The organism is Amycolatopsis roodepoortensis, from assembly GCF_014873915.1.
Classification (GTDB): domain Bacteria; phylum Actinomycetota; class Actinomycetes; order Mycobacteriales; family Pseudonocardiaceae; genus Amycolatopsis; species Amycolatopsis roodepoortensis.
The window spans coordinates 210809-229753 of the sequence record NZ_JADBEJ010000004.1 but is presented as its reverse complement, the minus strand read 5'-3'; the positions used below and the strand labels follow the sequence as shown (position 1 = coordinate 229753).

At 70.9% G+C, this 18945-nt stretch carries 20 protein-coding genes; 10 read left to right on the top strand and 10 right to left on the bottom strand.

The window, feature by feature from the left end; translation table 11 throughout:
* Positions 1 to 10: 10 nt before the first annotated feature.
* Entirely contained in the window at positions 11 to 2245 is a 2235-nt protein-coding gene (katG, locus tag H4W30_RS11540) for a catalase/peroxidase HPI (protein ID WP_192742842.1), read from the top strand.
* Between the two features lie 67 nt (positions 2246 to 2312).
* Here the strand turns inward: katG and H4W30_RS11535 are convergent, their stop codons facing one another.
* Together H4W30_RS11535 and H4W30_RS11530 are read right to left on the bottom strand one after the other, a co-directional pair.
* Positions 2313 to 3095, bottom strand: coding sequence for a GAF and ANTAR domain-containing protein (locus H4W30_RS11535; protein ID WP_192742841.1), 783 nt, complete (start codon positions 3093 to 3095; stop codon positions 2313 to 2315).
* A gap of 84 nt (positions 3096 to 3179) precedes the next feature.
* Positions 3180 to 3557 (bottom strand): VOC family protein, encoded by a 378-nt coding sequence (locus H4W30_RS11530; protein ID WP_126734427.1) that lies wholly within the window; start codon positions 3555 to 3557, stop codon positions 3180 to 3182.
* A gap of 85 nt (positions 3558 to 3642) precedes the next feature.
* Here H4W30_RS11530 and H4W30_RS11525 point away from each other — a divergent pair, with 85 nt between their 5' ends.
* On the top strand, positions 3643 to 3987 hold the full coding sequence (locus H4W30_RS11525) for an STAS domain-containing protein (RefSeq protein WP_192742840.1): 345 nt from the start codon (positions 3643 to 3645) through the stop codon (positions 3985 to 3987).
* Here H4W30_RS11525 and H4W30_RS11520 read toward each other — a convergent pair.
* Positions 3984 to 5426 carry an aminotransferase class I/II-fold pyridoxal phosphate-dependent enzyme gene (locus tag H4W30_RS11520; protein ID WP_192742839.1) on the bottom strand — a complete coding sequence of 481 codons (1443 nt, stop codon included), beginning with the start codon at positions 5424 to 5426 and terminating at the stop codon, positions 3984 to 3986. The two genes, H4W30_RS11525 and H4W30_RS11520, sit on opposite strands and share 4 nt — an antisense overlap.
* Positions 5427 to 5437: 11 nt before the next feature.
* Complete coding sequence (locus H4W30_RS11515) at positions 5438 to 5770, bottom strand: plasmid stabilization protein (protein ID WP_125673425.1); 333 nt, start codon at positions 5768 to 5770, stop codon at positions 5438 to 5440.
* 197 nt (positions 5771 to 5967) lie between these two features.
* Here H4W30_RS11515 and H4W30_RS11510 point away from each other — a divergent pair, with 197 nt between their 5' ends.
* A complete protein-coding gene (locus H4W30_RS11510; RefSeq protein WP_192744057.1) occupies positions 5968 to 6753 on the top strand; it encodes a SigB/SigF/SigG family RNA polymerase sigma factor in 786 nt (261 codons plus the stop codon).
* On the opposite strand, the gene H4W30_RS11505 is transcribed toward H4W30_RS11510, so the two are convergent.
* The 3 genes from H4W30_RS11505 to H4W30_RS11495 form a co-directional block, all read right to left on the bottom strand.
* Positions 6743 to 7480 (bottom strand): maleate cis-trans isomerase family protein, encoded by a 738-nt coding sequence (locus H4W30_RS11505; RefSeq protein WP_192742838.1) that lies wholly within the window; start codon positions 7478 to 7480, stop codon positions 6743 to 6745. The two genes, H4W30_RS11510 and H4W30_RS11505, sit on opposite strands and share 11 nt — an antisense overlap.
* 52 nt (positions 7481 to 7532) lie before the next feature.
* Positions 7533 to 7913, bottom strand: coding sequence for a DUF6292 family protein (locus H4W30_RS11500; RefSeq protein WP_192742837.1), 381 nt, complete (start codon positions 7911 to 7913; stop codon positions 7533 to 7535).
* A 73-nt stretch (positions 7914 to 7986) separates the two neighbouring features.
* Complete coding sequence (locus tag H4W30_RS11495; RefSeq protein WP_192742836.1) at positions 7987 to 8427, bottom strand: Hsp20/alpha crystallin family protein; 441 nt, start codon at positions 8425 to 8427, stop codon at positions 7987 to 7989.
* A 105-nt stretch (positions 8428 to 8532) separates the two neighbouring features.
* Between H4W30_RS11495 and H4W30_RS11490 the strand changes: the two genes are divergently transcribed.
* Complete coding sequence (locus H4W30_RS11490; protein WP_192742835.1) at positions 8533 to 9147, top strand: HSP18 transcriptional regulator; 615 nt, start codon at positions 8533 to 8535, stop codon at positions 9145 to 9147.
* A 63-nt stretch (positions 9148 to 9210) separates the two neighbouring features.
* A complete protein-coding gene (locus H4W30_RS11485; RefSeq protein WP_192742834.1) occupies positions 9211 to 9399 on the top strand; it encodes a hypothetical protein in 189 nt (62 codons plus the stop codon).
* A gap of 213 nt (positions 9400 to 9612) precedes the next feature.
* On the opposite strand, the gene H4W30_RS44175 is transcribed toward H4W30_RS11485, so the two are convergent.
* Positions 9613 to 9738: a hypothetical protein gene (locus tag H4W30_RS44175; protein WP_007031507.1), complete on the bottom strand. Its 126-nt coding sequence runs from the start codon at positions 9736 to 9738 to the stop codon at positions 9613 to 9615.
* 56 nt (positions 9739 to 9794) lie between these two features.
* Positions 9795 to 10553: a nucleotidyltransferase domain-containing protein gene (locus H4W30_RS11480; RefSeq protein WP_192742833.1), complete on the bottom strand. Its 759-nt coding sequence runs from the start codon at positions 10551 to 10553 to the stop codon at positions 9795 to 9797.
* Positions 10554 to 10639: 86 nt separating this feature from the next.
* Here H4W30_RS11480 and H4W30_RS11475 point away from each other — a divergent pair, with 86 nt between their 5' ends.
* The gene (locus H4W30_RS11475) at positions 10640 to 11116 is read left to right on the top strand and encodes a TspO/MBR family protein (protein WP_192742832.1); all 477 of its coding nucleotides are present in this window, start codon (positions 10640 to 10642) and stop codon (positions 11114 to 11116) included.
* On the opposite strand, the gene H4W30_RS11470 is transcribed toward H4W30_RS11475, so the two are convergent.
* The gene (locus tag H4W30_RS11470) at positions 11109 to 12425 is read right to left on the bottom strand and encodes a type VII secretion protein EccE (RefSeq protein ID WP_192742831.1); all 1317 of its coding nucleotides are present in this window, start codon (positions 12423 to 12425) and stop codon (positions 11109 to 11111) included. The genes H4W30_RS11475 and H4W30_RS11470 overlap by 8 nt on opposite strands.
* A gap of 127 nt (positions 12426 to 12552) precedes the next feature.
* Here H4W30_RS11470 and H4W30_RS11465 point away from each other — a divergent pair, with 127 nt between their 5' ends.
* The 4 genes from H4W30_RS11465 to H4W30_RS11450 are packed head-to-tail and all read left to right on the top strand — an operon-like array spanning position 12553 to position 18930.
* Entirely contained in the window at positions 12553 to 14670 is a 2118-nt protein-coding gene (locus H4W30_RS11465) for a fibronectin type III domain-containing protein (RefSeq protein WP_192742830.1), read from the top strand.
* On the top strand, positions 14667 to 15620 hold the full coding sequence (locus H4W30_RS11460; protein WP_126734414.1) for an AAA family ATPase: 954 nt from the start codon (positions 14667 to 14669) through the stop codon (positions 15618 to 15620). Before H4W30_RS11465 ends, H4W30_RS11460 begins: the two co-directional genes overlap by 4 nt.
* Positions 15621 to 15622: 2 nt before the next feature.
* Entirely contained in the window at positions 15623 to 16750 is a 1128-nt protein-coding gene (locus tag H4W30_RS11455) for a DUF58 domain-containing protein (protein ID WP_192742829.1), read from the top strand.
* The gene (locus H4W30_RS11450) at positions 16747 to 18930 is read left to right on the top strand and encodes a transglutaminase TgpA family protein (protein WP_192742828.1); all 2184 of its coding nucleotides are present in this window, start codon (positions 16747 to 16749) and stop codon (positions 18928 to 18930) included. The genes H4W30_RS11455 and H4W30_RS11450 overlap by 4 nt, the downstream gene beginning before the upstream one ends.
* Positions 18931 to 18945: the final 15 nt, after the last annotated feature.

Below are 18945 nucleotides of genomic sequence, written 5' to 3'. Positions count from 1 at the left end.
AAGGAAAGAAATGAGTGACACCCCGGAGAAGGGCTGCCCCGTGGCCCACGACTCCGTGACCGCGCACGGTAGCGAGAGCGAGAACCCGGCGATCGATTCGCCGACGCCGAAGACGGGCGGGCGGCCGCGCACCAACAAGGACTGGTGGCCCAACCAGCTCGACCTGTCGGTGCTGCACGCCCACTCGCCCAAGGCCAACCCGCTCGGGGAGAACTTCAGCTACGCCAAGGAATTCGCCAAACTCGACGTCGAGGCCCTCAAACGGGACATCGTCGAGGTGCTCACCACCTCGCAGGACTGGTGGCCCGCCGACTTCGGCCACTACGGCGGCCTGATGATCCGGATGAGCTGGCACGCCGCGGGCACCTACCGCATCCACGACGGCCGCGGCGGCGCCGGAGACGGCGCGCAGCGCTTCGCCCCGCTCAACAGCTGGCCCGACAACGCCAACCTCGACAAGGCGCGGCGGCTGCTGTGGCCGGTCAAGGAGAAGTACGGCCAGCAGATCTCGTGGGCCGACCTGCTCGTGCTCGCCGGGAACGTCGCGCTGGAATCGATGGGGTTCAAGACCTTCGGCTTCGGCTTCGGCCGGGTGGACACCTGGGAGCCCGAGGAGATCTTCTGGGGTCCGGAAGACACCTGGCTGGGTGACGAGCGCTACTCCAGCGACTCGGAGATGGTGCCCGACGTCGGCGCCACCGAGATGGGTCTCATCTACGTCAACCCGGAGGGCCCCCGCGGCAACGCGGACCCGGCCGCGGCGGCGCATTTCATCCGGGAGACCTTCGCCAGGATGGCGATGAACGACGAGGAGACCGTCGCGCTCATCGCCGGCGGTCACACCTTCGGGAAGACCCACGGCGCGGGGATCGCCGACGACCACGTGGGCCCGGAGCCCGAAGCCGCCCCGCTCGAGACGCAGGGCCTCGGCTGGCTGAGCACCCACGGCAGCGGCAAGGGCGCCGACACGATCACCAGCGGTCTCGAAGTGACGTGGACCGACAAGCCGACGCAGTGGAGCAACCGGTTCTTCGAGATCCTCTTCGGCTACGAGTGGGAGCTCACCACGAGCCCCGGCGGCGCGAAGCAGTACGTCGCCAAGGACGCCGAGGCGATCATCCCGGACGCGCACGACCCGGCCAAGAAGCACAAGCCGACCATGCTCACGACGGATCTGGCGCTGCGCGTCGACCCGGCGTACGAGAAGATCTCGCGCCGCTTCCTGGAGAACCCGGACGAGTTCGCCCTCGCCTTCGCCAAGGCCTGGTACAAGCTGCTGCACCGCGACATGGGCCCGGTCAGCCGCTTCCTGGGGCCGTGGGTCCCCGAACCGCAGCTGTGGCAGGACCCGGTGCCGGAGGTCGACCACGAGCTCGTGGGTGACGCCGACATCGCCGCCCTCAAGGCGAAGGTGCTCGACTCCGGGCTCACGGTCGCCCAGCTGGTCGGCACGGCGTGGGCCTCCGCGGCGAGCTTCCGGTCCACCGACAAACGCGGTGGCGCGAACGGTGCCCGGATCCGGCTGGAACCCCAGCGTGACTGGGAGGTCAACCGGCCCGAGGAGCTCAGGAGCGTCCTCGAGACGCTGGAAGGCATCCAGCGCGAGTTCAACGACGCCGGTGGCGCCAAGATCTCGCTGGCGGACCTGATCGTGCTGGCGGGCACGGCCGCCGTCGAGAAGGCCGCGCGCGACGCCGGCACCGAGGTGAGCGTGGCGTTCCACCCCGGCCGCACCGACGCCACGCAGGAGGACACCGACGTCGAGTCGTTCAAGCTGCTCGAACCGCGTGCCGACGGGTTCCGCAACCACCTGCGTCCCGGGGAGAAGCTGCAGCCGGAGGTCCTGCTCGTCGAGCGCGCCTACATGCTCGACCTGACCGCCCCCGAGATGACCGTCCTCGTCGGCGGCCTGCGTTCGCTCGGGATCACCGCCGGCGACACCCGCCACGGGGTCTTCACCGACCGGCCGGGTGTGCTCACCAACGACTTCTTCACCAACCTCCTCTCGCCGGGGACCAAGTGGAAGGTGTCGGAGTCCGAGGAGAACGTCTACGAGATCCGTGACGTCACCACGGACGACGTGAAGTGGACGGCCACCGCGGTCGACCTGGTCTTCGGCTCCAACTCCCAGCTGAGGGCGCTGTCCGAGGTCTACGCGGGGCAGGCCGCGCGCGAGCGGTTCGCCGCCGACTTCGCCAAGGCCTGGACGAAGGTCATGGAACTGGACCGGTTCGACCTCGCCTGAGGTCGCCCGTTGCGCGTGAAGGCCCCCTTCCCTCGGCTCAGCCGAGGGAAGGGGGCCTTCACGCGCTTCACGGGACGTCGAGCTCGGTGTGCCGGGTGGCCAGGGTGCTGGCGAGTTCGGCGAGTTTGACGTTGAGGTCCTGGGAGGTGCGGCGCAGCAGGTCGAAGGCCTCGTCGGCGGTCAGGCCGCGGCGTTGCATGAGGATCCCCTTCGCCTGCCCGATGACGTCGCGCGATTCGACGGCCCGCCGGAGATGACTCGCTTCCAGCTCCGCACGACTCACGGCGCTGGTCGTCGCCAGCGCGAGCGAGCCGTGGGTCGCCAGCAGCAGCGCGGTGTCCTGGGCCTGTGAATCGAGCGCTCCGGGGCGGCGGCTGTAGATGTTCAGCGCGCCGGGCATCCTCGGGGGAGCGGCGTCGGGCACCAGCACGGTGGACAGGATCGCGGTGTAACCCTCCCGCACGGCGGCCCGGGAGAAGTCCGGCCACCTCTTCTCCGCCTTCAGGTCCTCACTGCGGATGTAACCGGGGCCTTCGCTGTCGGCGGCGTCGACACACGGCCCCGTACCCGCGCGGTACTGCACCTGGTCGAGCGCCAGCGCCACTTCACCGGTCCAGACGGGGGTGTGGAAGGTCCCGTCCGGGGCGCGCAGGGTGACCGACACCAGGTCCGCGCCAGGGACGACCCGGTACGCGGCGGCGACCACCTGTTCCAGTACCTGGGCGGGCGTCGAGGCGGCCAGCAGCAGGCGCGTGAGTTCGACGAACTGCTCGGCCAGTGGGCCGGCCGACGTGTCCTCGCCGGAGCCGAAACCGGCCTTGTCGCGCTGCCACAGTCGTTCGTCCGCCATCGCTGACCATCCAGTCGTGTTCGGTGTCCTCCGACGGGTACCCGGCGGAGTCATCCGGCAATCGAGTCCACTGTGGACAGTGGATCAGGGGTCGACCCGGGCCCGGAGGAGGCAGAACACGTTTCCCTCGGGGTCGGCGAGCACATGCCACGACTCTTCCCCCGTCTGGCCGACGTCGGCGGGCCGCGCCCCGGCGGCGAGCAGCCGCTCCAGTTCGGCGTCCTGATCGCGGTCGGTGGGGTTGACGTCGATGTGCAGGGGCAGCTTGCCCGGCTTCGGATCATCGCTGCGGCTCAGGATCAACGTCGGCTGCGGTCCGCCGAAGCCCACGCCGGGCGGCCCGATCTCGATGTCTTCGCCGTCCTTGCCGATTTCGACGTACCCGAGCACTTCGCACCAGAAGGCCGCCATCCGGACCGGGTCGGCGCAGTCGAGGATGAGTTCGGTGATACGGCAGGCCATGCGGCGAGGATAACCGCCTTCGTGCTGCCCGGTCCGTCCCGGTGCGACGGTTGCGGACCCGTCCACACCCTTCTACCTTCGATGGATGGCGATCGACACCGAAGCCGGGCAGGCCGCTCCTCTCGTCGTGGTCGAGGCGGCCCGCTCGAAAGCAGCGATCACCGTCCTGGTGGCGGGTGACATCGATATTTCGACCAGTTCCAGGCTCCGGACCGAGCTCTTCGAGCTACTGGGCGAGGCCCCGGGCGCCGCGGTGATCGACATGACCGGCGTCCGCTTCTGTGATTCCTCGGGCCTTTCCGTGCTGGTGCAGCTGAATCGTCACTGCCAGGAAGCCGGGATCGACCTGAGTTTCGCGCCGTCCAAGGTCCTGCGCCGGGCACTGGAGCTCACCGGGCTGCTGCCCACCTTGAAGGTGACCGGCGCCTAGGCGACAACGCGGACCGTGCCCAGCTCCGGATCCGCGGCGTCGTAGACGAACATGCCCGCACGGATGCCGGTGTGGAGATAATCGATGATCGCGTCGGTGAACACCTCACCGGGAGCGATCGCCGGGACACCCGGCGGGTAGGGGCTGACCATCTCCGCGCTCACGCGGCCCTCGGCCTTGTCGAGCGGCACATGCTCGGCGTCGGCGAAGAACGCGTCGCGGGGCAGCATCCGCATTTCCAGGGTCAGCTCGGCGGCCGAGGGCAGGTCGACCGCCGGCCGCCGCTCGAAATCGTGGCGGGTGAGCCCGCGTAGGCCGCGTACCAGCGCGGACACCGTCTCCTCGTCGTCGGCGTGGGTGATCTGCACCGCGATCCGCCGGTGGTCGGACAGCCCGGTGTGCAGATGGCGTTCGGCGAGATGGTCGGCCGCCTGGTAACCGGTGATGCCGAGCCCGGCGACGTCGATCACGATCTTGAGGGGGTCGTGTTCGAAGGCGAGCGGGTGGAATTCCCCGGCGAGCGCGTGCAGGCCGGGGATGTCTTCGATCTTCGCCCGCACGCGGGCGGCCAACGCCAGCGCGTCGCCCAGCAGTTCCTCGCCGTGCTCGACCATCTGCCTGCGCCAGCCGTCGAGGGAGGCGTACAGCAGGGCGGAAGTGCTCGTGGTGCCGAGAAGATCCTCCCTGGCCTTGAGCACGTCGGGGGAGACCCGCTCGCCTTGCAGGTGGAACACCGACGCCTGTTCGAGCCCGCCGCCCATCTTGTGCGTGCTCGTGACGCAGAGGTCGGCTTCGCCGTCCATCGCCCAGGTCGGCAGGTCGTCGTGGAACGGGTAGTGGGCGCCCCACGCCTCGTCGACGATCAGCGGCTTGTCCACCGCGTGGCAGGCGCGGGCGACACCGCGGATGTCGGCGCAGGTGCCGTAGTCGGTCGGGGTGATCAGCAACATGCCCTTGACGTCGGGCGCGTCCGCCAACGCGGCCTCGACCTCCTCCGGGCCGGGAGGATGCGCGAGATGGTGCTCCTCGTCGTACCGGGGGCGGACCCAGACCGGGTGCACACCGCTGATCACCAGCCCGGCGACGACCGATTTGTGAGCGTTGCGGGACACGAGGAGACGTTCACCCGGCCCGGCGACGGCGAGCATGGCGCTCTTGACCGAGAGTGAACTCCCGCAGGTGGAGAAGAAGGTGTGCTCGGCGTCCACCGCGTCGGCCATCAGTTCCTGCGCCTGGCTGAGGGTGCCGCGGGACATCCTGCGGTCGTCCAAACCGTTGAGGGTGAGCAGATCCGACGCGAACGCGTCACGGCCGAGCAGTTCCAGGACGCGCGGATCCGCGCCCCGCCCCTGTTTGTGACCTGGTGGGGTGAAGGCGAGCCCGCCCGCGCGGCGGTAGGCGTCGATGGCTTCCAGTACCGGTGCGCGCGAGTGGTCCATCCTGTCTCCGATCAGCGGCCGAGCGCGTTCTGCAGTTCCTTCTTGGTCATGCTGGACCGGCCCTTGATGTTGCGCTTCTTCGCTTCGTTGTAGAGCTGGTCCTTGGTCGGCCCGCCGGGACCCTTCCGGTTGCCGGACCGTTCGCCGCCGCGTTTCTGCGGCGACTTGTCCTTGGTCGAGCTCTTGCTCGCGGTCTTGGATTCACCGGACTGGGCGCGGTTCTTGTTCACCGTGCGGGCGGCGATCTCCTCGGCGCGGCCGCTGCTCGCGCCGCGTTTCTTCTGAGAGGACTTGATGTGCTCGTACTGACGTTCGCGTTTGTCGCTCCAGCTCTGTTCAGGCACGGTTCCTCCTTCGCTCGTGACCTGCGGATACCCGTTCGGCTCCCCGGTCAATCGCAAGATCACCCGTCCAGGGCAGGGGCGATGTTTACCGATTCCGCAGGCCGGGTATCGGTACGGCGACACGGGGAGAGGTGACTTTGGTGAACGCGACGTCGCTCATGGAAGACATCGATCACGCCGTCCTGCGGGAGGACGTGATGCCGGCTCCTCGCGCCCGCCGCACGCGGCGCAAGGACGATTACTCCCATTGCCGTCCCCTGTTCGACGAGCTGGCGGCTCTGCCCGCCGGTCACCCGGAACGGGGGCGTCTTCGGGAACGCCTGATCCTCGAACTGCTGCCGATCGCGGAGCACATCGCCGTCCGGTTCAGTGGACGAGGACAGCCGCGGGAAGACCTGATCCAAGTGGCGCGGATCGGCCTGATGAAGGCCGTGGACCGGTTCGATTCGGGGCAGGGCGGGGAATTCCTGGCGTACGCGGTGCCGACGGTGATGGGCGAGGTGCGGCGGTTCTTCCGTGACACCGGCTGGGCGGTCCACGTCCCGCGCGGGATGCAGGAACTGCGCACCCGGCTTTCGCGGGCGACCACGGAACTGACCCAGACCCTCGGCCGCGCGCCGACCCCCACCGAACTCGCCGGGCATCTCGACGTGCACGTCGACCAAGTCCGCGAAGGCCTGCTCGCCGCGAACAGCTACCAGACGTCGTCCCTCGACCGGCCGGTCAACGACGGCGAGGGTTCGCTTCCGCTGTCCGATGTGGTGGGGGAACTGGATTCCCGCTTCGAACACATCGAAGACCGGCACACCGTGGTCCCGCTGCTCGAAAAGCTGCCGGAGCGGGAGCGGGCGATCGTCACGATGCGGTTCTTCGAGGGGATGACCCAGTCGCAGATCGCCGAACGCATCGGGATCTCCCAGATGCACGTTTCCCGCCTGCTCACGAAGATCCTGCAGGATCTGCGCGGCAGGCTCAGCGGCTGAACAACGCGCCGAGCCCCGGCCGGACCGGCGGGGTGCCCAGTGCGTGCAAGGAATCCCAGAGGGTGACGGCGGTGGCCGTCAAGACGGGTTTGCCGAGGGCCGTTTCGAGGTCTTCGAGCAACGGCGTCGTGTGCAGGGCCGTTTCGGGGATCAGCAGCACCTCGGCCTCGTCATGGTCGGCCGCCGCGGCGAGTTCGGTGATGCGGTCGCCGTCCCAGGCCGCGAGCGCCCGGTCCGAAGGCGCGTCGGCGGACACCGAACGAACGGTGGAGACACCCGCCTCCGCGAGGAAATCGGCGAAAGTCGCGGTCGTGTCGCGGTGATAGACCGAGGCGAGCGCCACGCGCCCGGCACCCAGGTGGGCGAGCGCGGTGAGGTACGCCAACGAAGTGCTGCGCGCGGGAACGCCGAGCCGTTCGCCGAGTACACGCGACTGTTCGAGCGCGCCGTCGAGGCCGCGCGTGAAGCTGCAACTGGAACAGGCCCAGCTGACGACGGCCGGCGCCGGATCGAACCGTGCGGCGCTCACCAGACGGTCCGGTGCGCCGAGTTCGCGGACGGCCTCGTGTTTTCCGGCCGCGTCGAGGTCTTCGACGCGGCCGATGCCGGCTCCCCACGGGACGTAGGCGAAGTCCACGGCGAGATCCGGATTCAGTTTTCCCGCCAGGGCGAGGAAATCGTCCTCACCGCAGTCCCGCGTCGGGTACAGCAGGCCGATCCTGGTCACGGCTCACTCCTTCGGGTCGATGCCCTTCGGAGGTACCCGACGCGAGCCGCGGTCACTCGTGCGAGGCGGGCAGGACGCCGAAATCCGGCGGGGTGAGCTGCCCGACGCTGTGGTCGTCCTCGCGGACCGCCGTGAGGAAACGCGCGACCTGGGCCGGGCGCGGGGTGGCGGTCTTCCCGCCGAGGTAACGGAGAACGATGAGATCCTCGCCGGAGTGGGTCTCGATCGCCACGGCCCAGCCGTGGATCTCGTCCCACAGCAGGGCGACGTCGCGCTCCGGATGGGTGGGGAGCCGCTCGTCGAGCGCGACGTACGCCGAGACCGGGCTGTCGTGGTCGACGGTGCAGGATTCGAGGCCGACGCCGAGGGCCTCGGTGACTTCGGCGAGATACCCCCACACGGCGTCGCGGGTGTGCGGGTGACGGACAGGCATGGTGAGCAACGAGGACTTCCCTTCCTCCCCGGCCTCGTCCGGTGCGGGCGCGGGCCCGCACCGGACGGGACACTCAGGCCTGGATCTCCTTGCGGTCGGACGCGGAGCCGGTGATTTCGATGCGCCGGGGCTTGGCCTTCTCGGCGATCGGGATGCGCAGGGTCAGCACGCCCGCTTCGTAGCCGGCCGCGATGTGGTCGGTGTCGAGCGCGTCGCCGAGGAACAGTTGGCGGGAGAAGACGCCGAGCGGACGTTCGGAGACCTGCATCTGGACGTCTTTCCCGGCGAACGGCCGCCGCTCCGCCTTGACGGTCAGGACGTTGCGTTCGACGTCCAGCTCGATCGCGTCGGCGGAGACGCCGGGAAGATCGAAGCAGACGACGAACTCGTCGCCTTCGCGGTACGCGTCCATCGGCATGGTGGCCGGCTTGGACCAGGTGCCCGGATTCGCGGCGCCGAACATGTGCTGGGTCAGCCTGTCCAGTTCGCGGAACGGGTCGGTGCGCATCAACATCGGGTTCCACCTCCTGGGTCGTCGTCTCTGGTGTCAACACGCACTACTGTTCTAACATGTCATCGAAACGATGACAACCACCAAGTCGTCGATTGGATGACAACCATGGACGAAGACCCCACTCTGACCGTTCGCAGCGTGCGTGACGTGGTGGCCGAGGCCCGTTCCGGTGTCGCGGAGCCGCAGCGGGTCCTGGCGGCGCTGACCGCGTTGAAGACTGTCCGCGAGCAGCTGGCGGCTTGGGAGCCGGAGCTGATCGCGGCCGCTCGCGCGGGCGGCACCAGCTGGACGGCGCTCGCCCCGGCGCTGGGGGTCGCGAGCCGTCAGGCGGCGGAGCGGCGGTTCCTGCGGTTGCGGCCGTCCGACGGCGGGGAGAGCACGGGGGAGGCGCGGGTCGACGCGGAACGCGACCGGCGGGCGGGTGATCGCGCGGTGGCCGAGTGGGCGCGGCGCAACTCGGCGATCCTGCGGCAGCTGGCGGGCCAGGCGGGCGCGCTCGACGGGTTGAACGCCAAGGCCAGGGAAAGCGCCGAAAGGCTGAACGCGGTGCTCGGCGAGGACGATGTCACCGGACTCCTGGCGCCGCTCGCGGACCTGCGCGCCCATCTGCCCCGCGAGCACACCGGCTTCGCCGAACGGCTCGGCGAGATCGGCATGCACACCGAACAGGTCCGGCGGTCCGCCGTCGACGACCGGAGGGATCGCCATTCTTCACGGTGAGGTGTGAACACGGCGCGGGGCGGGTACTCGCTGCCGTCCCGCCGAGTGAGCCGGAGGTCTTCGATGCTGGTCCGACCCGATTCCCAGCCGGCCGCCGACGTCGTCGAGCTGGCGCTGAAAGTGCTCGCCGCGGAAGGGTTGCACGGACGAGCCGCGCAGGCGGCCCTTGAGGCGATGGCGCGGGAACGGGGTCTGCCGGTCAAGCGGTGCGCCGCGCTCATCGTGGCGGCCGTGGACGGGCGGGTGAACTGACGCCTGGCTCGCCGTCGGTGGTGGGGGCGCGATGTTGCGAAAGCCACTTTCGTAACCTTCAACGTTGCGAAAGTGGCTTTCGCAACCTCCGGTGGTGGCGTGCGGGGCCTCGGGTGCTGGTGCGGATGTCGCCACCCCGCCCCAAGTACGTGAAGGACCCCTTCCTTGCGTCAGGCGCAATGAAGGGGTCCTTCACGTACTCGGGCGGCCGCCCTACTGGCAGGCTTCGCAGTCCGGATCGTCGATGCGGCACGCGGCACCATCGGTGAGCGGGAAGTCGAAGTCGTCGAGAGCGGGGACGGCCAGAGCGGTTTCTTCCGGCGTGGCGGTGGCGGACATGTCACTCCCTTGGTACGGAACGGGTCTTATCTCTCTGTAGCGCTGAAGATCGCCCGTCATTCCGTGACGCGCGCCACATGGAGCAGCGCTTCCGCGTCGTCGACCGCCCTGGCGAGGGCGTCTGGATCCGCGCGCAGACCCGCGACGACCGTGTCGATCTCGCGCAATCCCGCGCGCTGCAGCAGCCGTTTCTCGTTGGTGACCCACTCGCCGCGGGCCGCGAGGATCGCGTGCGCGGTCTCCAACGCGGCGGTGGCCAGCGCGCCCGCGACCTCCGTGGCCTGCCCGCGCGGGACGAAGGCGCCGCGGGTGTACCGCAGGGTCAGGCCGGCGCGGCCTCGCCACATCGCCGGGGCCGTTTCCCGCAACGCTTCCGGGTAGTCCGGCCGCGGCAGGTCGCCGCGCAGCACGCGGTTGACCGCGAGTTCGGCGACGGGCAGGTAACTCGGGACGCCCGCGAGGTGGAACATCAGCGGTTCCCAGTGGAACCGGCCTTCCCGCGCCTCGGCGAGATGATGCTCGACGGAGCCGAGGTCGCGGTAGTGGACGTCGACGTGCCTGCCGTCGATCGTGAGCCAGGCGCCGCCGTTGAACACGCCGCCGCCCCACGCGCCGAGTTCGGAGACCTCGCCGTCCCAGCCGACGGCCCGCAGGTCGGCCGGGTCGAAGCCGCCGCGGTAGTAGACGGCGAAATCCCAGTCGCTTTCGGGGCTGTGGGTGCCTTGCGCGCGGGACCCGCCGAGGGTGACGGCGTGCACCGCGGGGAGTGCGGCCAGCGTGTCGGCCACGTGGGTAAGGAAAGTGTCGTCGTTCATCGCGCGGACGAGTTTAGGGTCGGGCGCGCGCGGGTGCGACCGGTTTTGAGCGCGCGAGAGCGTGTTCCCGGCCGTACGCTCGAAGGATGACCGCGATCCCAGGACGATTCCGCGCGCCGCTCGCGTTCCTCCCGTTCCTGGCCGCGGTCGCGGTGGTCGCGCTCGTCGGCGGGCTCGCCGCGGCCGGCGCCCGCTCTGTCTACAGTGGACTCGACCTGCCGTCCTTCGCGCCGCCCGCGTGGCTGTTCGGTCCGGTGTGGACGGTCCTGTACCTCGCCATCGCGGTGTCCGGCTGGCTGTACTGGAAATCCGGCGGCGCACGCGCGGGGCTGACCTGGTACGCCGTACAGCTGGCCCTGAACGCCGCGTGGACGCCCCTGTTCTTCGCGGCAGGCGCCTACGGCCTTGCCCTCGCCGACATCGTCCTGCTCGACGCAGCGATCGTCGTCACCGCCCTGTACTTCCGCCGGTCTTCCCGGGTTTCGGCCGCATTGCTGGTGCCGTACCTCGCCTGGACGCTGTACGCGACCGCGCTCACCGCGGCGATCGTCGTGCTCAACTGACCCCGAGCGGCAGCGTGGCCGCCACTCCCTTGGCGTGCCTGCCGTCGAGCCGGTCGAGGGTGAGCCCGCCCCGGCGGGCGGCGAGTTCCAGATCCCGCACCGCGTGTTCCACCGCGTGCGTCCCCGCGGCGGCGATCCGGATCGAGGCACTGACGTAGGGTTCGGTCTCGGCGGCGCTCCGGCGGGCGGTCACGGCGAGCGTCACCGCGGCTCCGGGGGCGGCGGCGAGCAGACGGCGCGAGAGATCCGCCGCGAGTACCGGGGAAAGCGCGTCCCAGCCGTCGAGGCGGAACGTCGCCTGGCAGATCGGTCCGCTGTGCCAGTACCGCCAGTCCTCGCGGATACGCGCCCGGCCCGCCGTGACGTGCGCCAGCGAGGCGAGTACGCCGAGGACCTCGTTTTCGGCGAGCGCCCGCACCGGCAGGCCGCCGCGACGGAGTTGCCGCCGCACCCGCCGGACCGTGTTCCCGAGCGCCTGCCGCACGTCCGCGTCGCGGTGGACGTCGACGGTGCGCAGCGCCTGCAACGCGACCCAGCCCCGCGGCGGCCGTGAACGGTCCGCGCCGACATGGTGGATGACCTGCGCGGCGACATCCGACGCCTGTTCGCGGGCAGGCGGCACCAACGTGAGCGGCGACGGCATCGGTAGCTCGCGTGCGGCCGATCTCGGTTGCAGCACAGCGGTGATCCCGTCGGCGCGGCTGACCATGAACACCGTCTCGTCGCCGATCTCACCGGCGGTCCCCGTCGCTTCCGGCGACAGCAGGCGCAGCAGCGCCCGGCCCGCCTCGCCCGCGTTCCGGAGATCCCGGTCCCGGTCACGCGTCAGATAGCCGGACGCCGAACCGAGCCAGGCGTAGAGCCAGCGTCCGCGGATCCGCACGGCGGTCAGTGCGAGGACCACGACGGCGGCGGTGACCACCGCGGCCGCCAGCGGCCATGGCCTTCCCGCGACCAGGACGAGCGCGACGAGGACGAGTTGCCAGCAGACGATCTGCGCCACCCCGATCCCCCCGAACCGGCCGGAACGCCGCGCTGGGACGGGTTCCGGTGGATTCGGCCGTGGCGCACCGGGCATCGGGGCGGGGACGGGTACCGCCGCGAACCCTCGCGGCCGCTGCTCCGCCTGGCGAGCGGCGGTGAGCGCGGCCAGCGCGGCCTCACGGGCGGCGGCCCGCGCGGCGGGGGCGGCGTAGGCGAGCGGATCGGGTGCGGCCGCGGTCCGCGGTACGGCAGGCCCCGCTTGGGGAAGCGGTGGAGGCGGCGCCTGGTACCGCCCGCCCGTCCTGGCCGCGCCGAGATCGGTCATCGTCGTGCCTCCTCAAGCCGTGTCGCCTCAGCGTCCCCGGCGAACATGAGGTTTCGATGACAAGCCACCGCGAGGCCGCGACAGGCTGTTTCATCGAAATTTCATGGTCGCTCTCTAGCTTGATCGCGTGAACACCGAGAAGCGGTTCAGCGCGGTGGCCAGGACGCGGATGGCCGTGGCGCTGGTGGTCGCGGGCTGCCTGGCGCTGGTCGGCCTCGCCGTGACCGGGCAGGCGGCGACCCCGGAACGGCTGGAGTTCGTCCAGGTCGGGCACTGGGTCTACAACGACGCCGCGCAGTCCGCGTTCCACGTCGACGGTTCGACCAACCGCGTCGACGCGCGCGCGGACGTGCCCGGCGCGAACGGCAGCCAGGTCGCGCAGGGGGACGGTTCCGGTTACGTGGTCGAGCGGAACCGCATCACGGAGTTCGACAAGGCGACCTTGAGCGTCGAGGAGTCCGTGCCGCCGCCCGCGCCGGAGACGCCGTTCGTGCTGGAGATCGCGGGCGGCCCGTACCTGGTCTACCGCAACGCCGGCCAGATCGTGCGGCTCGGGGACCCGGCCGCGACAGTGCCCGCAGGGGGGCCACTGTCCCGGCCGGTCGCGACGACCGAGGGAACCGTGTGGACGCATCGCGTCGACAACGGCTCGGTCTGCGAGCTCCCCAAGGGCGCCGCCGTCATGGCCTGCCCCGCGCAGCTCCCGCCCGGGCACGGTGGCGGGCTCACGCTCGTCGGCGACCGGCCGGTCGTGCTCGACACCACCGGCGACAGCCTCCACCGCGTCGGCCCGGACGGGCTCGGCGACGCGCTTCCGCTCGGTATCAAGCTTTCGCCGTCGGCGCAGGTCGCGAACAGCGCCGTCGGCGACCGGCTGGCCATCGCCGACCCGGAGCGCAACCAGCTCCACCTCATCGACATCAGCGGCCTCGACGAGGATCGCCCGTCCGCGAAGCCGATTTCGGTCGAGCTGTCCAAGGGCAGCCGGTTCAACGGCCCGCTCTCCTCGTCGAACGTGGTCGCCATGGTCGACGAGACCCGGGGCGAGGTGCTGACCTACGACGCCACCGGCAAGCTCCGGTCCACCACGAAGGTGCCGGGACAGGGAACGGCGCCGAGGCTGGCCAAGGGCGAGGACAACCGGATCTACGTCGACAGCTCCGACGGGTCGCACGTCCTGGTCGTCAACGGCGAGGACGGCACGGTGGTCGACGTCGACGTCGACAAGGCGGCCAGCAGCCAGACCGCGGGCGCGCCGTCGGCCGATCCGGAACCGTCCGGCAACCAGCCCGCGCCGCCGCCGCAACAGCAGCAGGCTCCGCCGAACACCCAGCAGGCGCCGCCCCCGCCGGTGGCGAAGGCGACTCCGCCCGGCGCGCCGAGGAAGGTGAGCGCGACGTCCGGGGACGGCTCGATCAAGGTCTCGTGGAGCCCGGCCGCGGACAACGGCGCGCGGATCACCGGTTACCGGGTGACCTGGACCGGAGGCTCCATGCGAGTCGGGGGATCGTCACGAGGGGCGACGATTTCCGGGCTGACCAACGGAACCCCGTACGTGATCACCGTGATCGCGGAGAACTCGGCGGGGGTCGGTCCGGGCGCCAGCGCCAAGGCTGTCGTCCCAGGGCCCGCGAACCGGCCCGCCGGGGCGCCGGTCGTCACCGCGAACGCCACCGCCGCCGGGAACGTTTCGGTGAGCTGGACCCAGCCCGACCTCCGCGGCGGCACCCTGGTGCACTACCTCGTCAGCGTGACAGGCAAGGGCCAGCGCACGGTTTCGGGCACGTCCGCGGACTTCACCGGGGTCACCGGCACCGCGACCGTCACGGTCCGCGCGGTGACGAAGTTCGGTTCGGGAGCCAACCTGAACGGCGCCACCGGCAGCAGGAAGGTCACCGTGCCGGTCGCCTCGGGCCCGCCGACCATCACGATCACCCAGGTACGGGGCAAGGACAGCACCCTGTACGTTTCCGTGAACGTCAACGCGAAGGGCGTTCCCGCGACCTGCACCGCCGAGTTCTTCAGCGAGACCAAGCCGACGGCCTGTTCCGGGGCCACGACCCTGACCATCCCCAGCGTCGCCTGGGTCGGTGCCATCACGATCACCGCGACCGTCAAGACCTCCGCGGGTACCGCGTCGGACACCTGGCGAGGTGTGCCCACGGTGAACGGCGGCGCGCTGTTCTGGCTCGGCCCGCTGGCACTGGTCGGCCTGCGCCGACGAAAGGAAAAGGAAATTCTGTGACGCTCACACCCAGGGTCGCCTACGAGCAGATCGCCGAGAACGTGCAATCGGTGGTGCGCGGTAAACCGGAGGTCGTCCGGCTCACCGTGGCGGCGCTGTTCGCCGAGGGGCACCTGCTGATGGAGGACGTGCCCGGCGTCGGGAAGACGACGATCGCGCGCTGCGTCGCCGCCAGCATCGGCGGCCGGTGGAGCCGGATCCAGTTCACCCCCGACCTGCTGCCCGGCGACATCACCGGCGTGATGGTCTACCACCAGAACGCCGAACGTTTCCAGTTCCACCCGGGCGGCATCTTCGCCAACGTGGTGCTGGCGGACGAGATCAACCGGGGCACGCCGAAGACGCAGGCCGCGCTGCTGGAGGTGATGGCCGAACGCCGCGTCACCGTCGATTCGGTCGGCCAGGCGGTGCCGAGGCCGTTCCTCGTGGTGGCCACGCAGAACCCGATCGAACTGGAGGGCACCTACCGGCTGCCCGAGGCGCAGCTGGACCGGTTCCTCATGCGTATCTCGGTCGGCTACCCGGATGTGGAATCCGAGATGCGCGTGGTCATGGGGGACTGCGCCGGGGTGACGCCGGACGAGCTCAAGCCGGTGCTGAGCATCGCCGACGTCCAGTCGGTCATCGACGAGGTCCGGAAGTCCCATCTGGCACCGGAAATCGTCAACTACGCGGTGCGGCTCGCCGCGTCGAGCCGGTCGCATCCGGACGTCCGCTACGGCGCGAGCCCGCGGGGCAGCATCGCGCTGATCCGTGCGGCGCAAGGGCTCGCGGCCACGTTCGGCCGCGACTTCGTCACCCCCGACGACGTCAAGGACGTCGCGCATCCGGTGCTCGACCACCGGCTCGTGCTGACCGCCGACGCGGAACTCAACCAGCGGCGGACCGCCGACATCGTCGACGAACTCCTGGGCGCGACGGCCGCTCCCATGGCCGCGATGGGGAGGTAGGCGTGCGGCTCACCCGCCGCGGCGTCATCGTGCTGGCCTTCGCCGCCGGGTCCTACGCCCTCGGCGAACTGGCCGGATACCCGTTTTTCCGTGCCATCGCGGGGATCGCCGCGGGCGCGGTGCTGATCGCGCTGGTCACCACCAGGTTCCGGCCGCGGGTGGAGATCGGCCGGACCGTCCAGCCGGACCGGGTCGAACGGGGGAAACCCGCGCTGGCCTCGCTCGTCGTGCGCAACCCCGGTTCGCGGCGGCACGGCGGTTTCGCCGCGGGGGACGGCATCGGGACCGAAACGCACCGCCTGCGGGTCCGCCCGCTCGCGCCCGGCGCCGAAGCGACGTACCACTACGAGCTTCCGACGACGAAACGCGGGAAACTGCGGGTCGGCCCGCTGCTGGTGCACCGGCCCGACCTGTTCGATCTCGCCCGCGGCGACCAGACCGTCGGGGATTCCGCGTGGTTGTGGGTGCACCCGCGACGGCACGCGGTGCGCGCGGCGCAGGCCGGGCACCCGAGGCATCACCACGAAGGCCCGATCACCGACCCGCCGCTGCGCGGTTCGGCGGATCTGCGCGCGGTGCGGGAGTACGTGATCGGCGACGAGGTCCGGCATCTGCACTGGAAGGCGACGGCAAGGACCGGACGGCTCATGGTGCGCGAGTACGCCGACCCCGCCCAGCCGCGGTTCACCACCGTGCTCGACACGCGGCCCGCGTCGATGACCCCCGCCGTTTTCGAAGAGGCCGTCGAGGTGGCGGCCTCCCTGTTCTACGCGTCGGCGTCGTCGGGGCAGCACTGCCGCCTGATCACCTCCGCCGGCGCGGACACGCTGACCGACAGCGGAGTGCGCGCGGCGAGGACGCTGCTGGACGAACTCGCGCTCGTCACGCAGGACGCGGCGGACGACGCCCCGTTGCTGCCCTCGGCCCTCGCCGCCGCCGAACGCCCCGGCGGGGTGCTCGTGGTGGTCACCGGCCCGGACGCCGACCTCGGGCACGCGGCCCGCTGGCGGCCCGACACGGTGGTCCGGCTCGGTGACCTCAGACCGTCGGCGGGCTCCGGCGGCGTGATCGTCGCGGTCGACGCCGCCGGTGCCGCGGCCCAATGGAACTCCTTGGTGGGGAAGGCATGAGCGCCCGATTCGATCGGCTCGCGGTCGCCGGGCTGCTCGGCGCGACGGGGGTCGCCGGGCTGCTGTTCGCGCCCGTGTTCGGCTGGGCGGAACTGCTCGTGCCGGTGCTCGTGGTCGTCCTGGTCGCGTACGGCTGTGTCGAATTGACCGCGAGATTCCCCAAGCTGACGCCGTATCGGCCGCTGCTCGTCGCGGTGCTCGGTCTGCTCGGGCTGATCGAGACGGTCTTGACGTCGACGACGCTCGCCGCGCTGCCGACCGGCGCTTCGTTGCGCGGGCTGGCGCGCGGCTTCACCGAGGGCTGGCGGCTCACGTTGCAGTCCACCTGGCCGGCGCTGCCGGTCCCCGAACAGTTGCTGTTCGTCCCGCTGACGGTGCTGCTCGCCGTCGTGCTCGGGCTGGAAGTGCTGCTGCGGCTGGACAAACCGCTCGTGGCGCTCGTGCCGAGCCTGGCCGTCGCCGGGCTCGCGCAGGCGTATCAGGCGTCGACAGGACTCATCGCGGTGGCGGCGGCGCTGGGGTACGCGCTGCCCGCCGGGCTCCTGCTGTGGTCGGGGCGCCGCGTCCGCTCCGTGAGCCGGGCACCCGGCGTGCCGCGTTCGTGGCGGGTGACGGGATCTGCGGTCTGGCCCGCACTGTCCACTGTGGTCGCACTGGTCGCCGGGTCGGTCGCGTTCGCCGCGCTCGATCCAGTCGGCCGGGATCCGCTGACGCTCAAGGACACCCAGGCCGCTCCGCCGCCGAGGAGCAGGGTCGGCAACCCGCTGGACGAGATCGCCCAGCGGCTCATCCAGCCCGGCGAGGAGGTGTTCCGCTACCGCGGCGACACCCCGGTCGACCAATGGCGCCTGATCGTCCTCAACGGTTTCGACGGCGCGAACTGGCTGTCCGATTCCCGGCTCCACCGGCTCGGCGCGGGTCTGGAGGGCGCTCCGGGCGGTGCGGGTGGCAGCGCCGAACTCACGGTGCGCGGGCTTTCGGGCCCCTGGCTGCCGAGCCATCAGGACCTGACCAGGGTGGACGGGGTGACCCCGTTGGTGGACCAGGCCGCGGGCACGCTGATGCTGGAATCGCCGTCGACGACGCCGGTGCGGGACTACCGGCTCACCTGGTCGTCACCCGAAGTCGATCTCGGCGCCGGCGAAGTCGACGCGCGGGCACCGGGCGGGCTCGGCGGACTCGGCACGGTGCCGCCCGACGTCGAGCAGGTGGCGAAGGACGCCGTGCGCGGGCTGCGCCCGACGTTCCAGTCCGCGTTGCAGCTGGAACGGTTCCTCAGCACGAACTACCAGGTCGCGACGGGTACGGAGGAGCTGCCGACCGGGCACGGCTGGCCGCAGCTTCGGCACTTCCTGCTGGAGAGCAAGCGGGGGACGAGCGAACAGTTCGCCGCCGCCTACGTCGTCTTGGCGCGGATGAGCGGTATCCCGGCACGGCTCGTCGTCGGATTCCGGGGCAACGCCGAGAAAGACGGCGACACGCACGTCGTCCGGAACCGCGATGTCCTGGCGTGGCCCGAAGTCGCGGTCGCCGGGGCGGGCTGGGTCGCGCTCGATCCCACCGCCGCGGCCGTGGGATCGAGCCGGAACCAGGCGGGCCCCGGCAAGGCGGTCGCCAAGGCGAGGGCCCAGCTGCCCGCCGAACAGCAGCTGCGGCCGCCGCAGCTCCCGCCGGGCACGCAGCCGGACTCCGCCGAAGACCAGAACGCGGAAGCCGGGGTGAGCTGGTGGTGGCCCGCCCTCGTCGGCACGATCGTCCTTTTAGGACTCCTGTGGCTGGTGGGGGTTCCGGTGGCGAAGGTGATCCGCGCCCGACGTCGTCGCCGCCGGTCCGGTGAGGAAGGCGTGCTCGGCGCCTGGGACGAGATCCGCGACCGGCTGCGTGCGCACGGGGTGCCGTTCCGGATCGGGATGACCCCGCGCGATCTCGCCGAATCGGCCGGATCGCTTGCCGGGGACGGGATCCGCGAGCCGGTCGCCCGGCTGGCCAAGGTCCTGGACGTGACGCTGTGGTCCGGCGTCCCGGTGGGCGACGGCGCGGTCCGGCGGGCGTGGCAGGAGGTTGCCGAGGTACGCCGGGGCCTGGCCACCAGACCGTTCGCGGCTCGGGTGCTGGCGGCACTCGAGCCGCGGACCCTGGTGCCGGTGAAGGGCCGTAAAGAGGGGGCCAAGACCTCGTGAGTGGTAAGGACGGTT

Coding starts and splice junctions, on each gene's coding strand:
- katG (WP_192742842.1), top strand. CDS start 11: ATGAGTGACACCCCGGAGAAGGGCTGCCCCGTGGCCCACGACTCCGTG.
- H4W30_RS11535 (WP_192742841.1), bottom strand. CDS start 3,095: ATGGCGGACGAACGACTGTGGCAGCGCGACAAGGCCGGTTTCGGCTCC.
- H4W30_RS11530 (WP_126734427.1), bottom strand. CDS start 3,557: ATGGCCTGCCGTATCACCGAACTCATCCTCGACTGCGCCGACCCGGTC.
- H4W30_RS11525 (WP_192742840.1), top strand. CDS start 3,643: ATGGCGATCGACACCGAAGCCGGGCAGGCCGCTCCTCTCGTCGTGGTC.
- H4W30_RS11520 (WP_192742839.1), bottom strand. CDS start 5,426: ATGGACCACTCGCGCGCACCGGTACTGGAAGCCATCGACGCCTACCGC.
- H4W30_RS11510 (WP_192744057.1), top strand. CDS start 5,968: ATGCCGGCTCCTCGCGCCCGCCGCACGCGGCGCAAGGACGATTACTCC.
- H4W30_RS11500 (WP_192742837.1), bottom strand. CDS start 7,913: ATGCCTGTCCGTCACCCGCACACCCGCGACGCCGTGTGGGGGTATCTC.
- H4W30_RS11495 (WP_192742836.1), bottom strand. CDS start 8,427: ATGTTGATGCGCACCGACCCGTTCCGCGAACTGGACAGGCTGACCCAG.
- H4W30_RS11490 (WP_192742835.1), top strand. CDS start 8,533: ATGGACGAAGACCCCACTCTGACCGTTCGCAGCGTGCGTGACGTGGTG.
- H4W30_RS11485 (WP_192742834.1), top strand. CDS start 9,211: ATGCTGGTCCGACCCGATTCCCAGCCGGCCGCCGACGTCGTCGAGCTG.
- H4W30_RS44175 (WP_007031507.1), bottom strand. CDS start 9,738: ATGTCCGCCACCGCCACGCCGGAAGAAACCGCTCTGGCCGTCCCCGCT.
- H4W30_RS11480 (WP_192742833.1), bottom strand. CDS start 10,553: ATGAACGACGACACTTTCCTTACCCACGTGGCCGACACGCTGGCCGCA.
- H4W30_RS11475 (WP_192742832.1), top strand. CDS start 10,640: ATGACCGCGATCCCAGGACGATTCCGCGCGCCGCTCGCGTTCCTCCCG.
- H4W30_RS11470 (WP_192742831.1), bottom strand. CDS start 12,425: ATGACCGATCTCGGCGCGGCCAGGACGGGCGGGCGGTACCAGGCGCCG.
- H4W30_RS11450 (WP_192742828.1), top strand. CDS start 16,747: ATGAGCGCCCGATTCGATCGGCTCGCGGTCGCCGGGCTGCTCGGCGCG.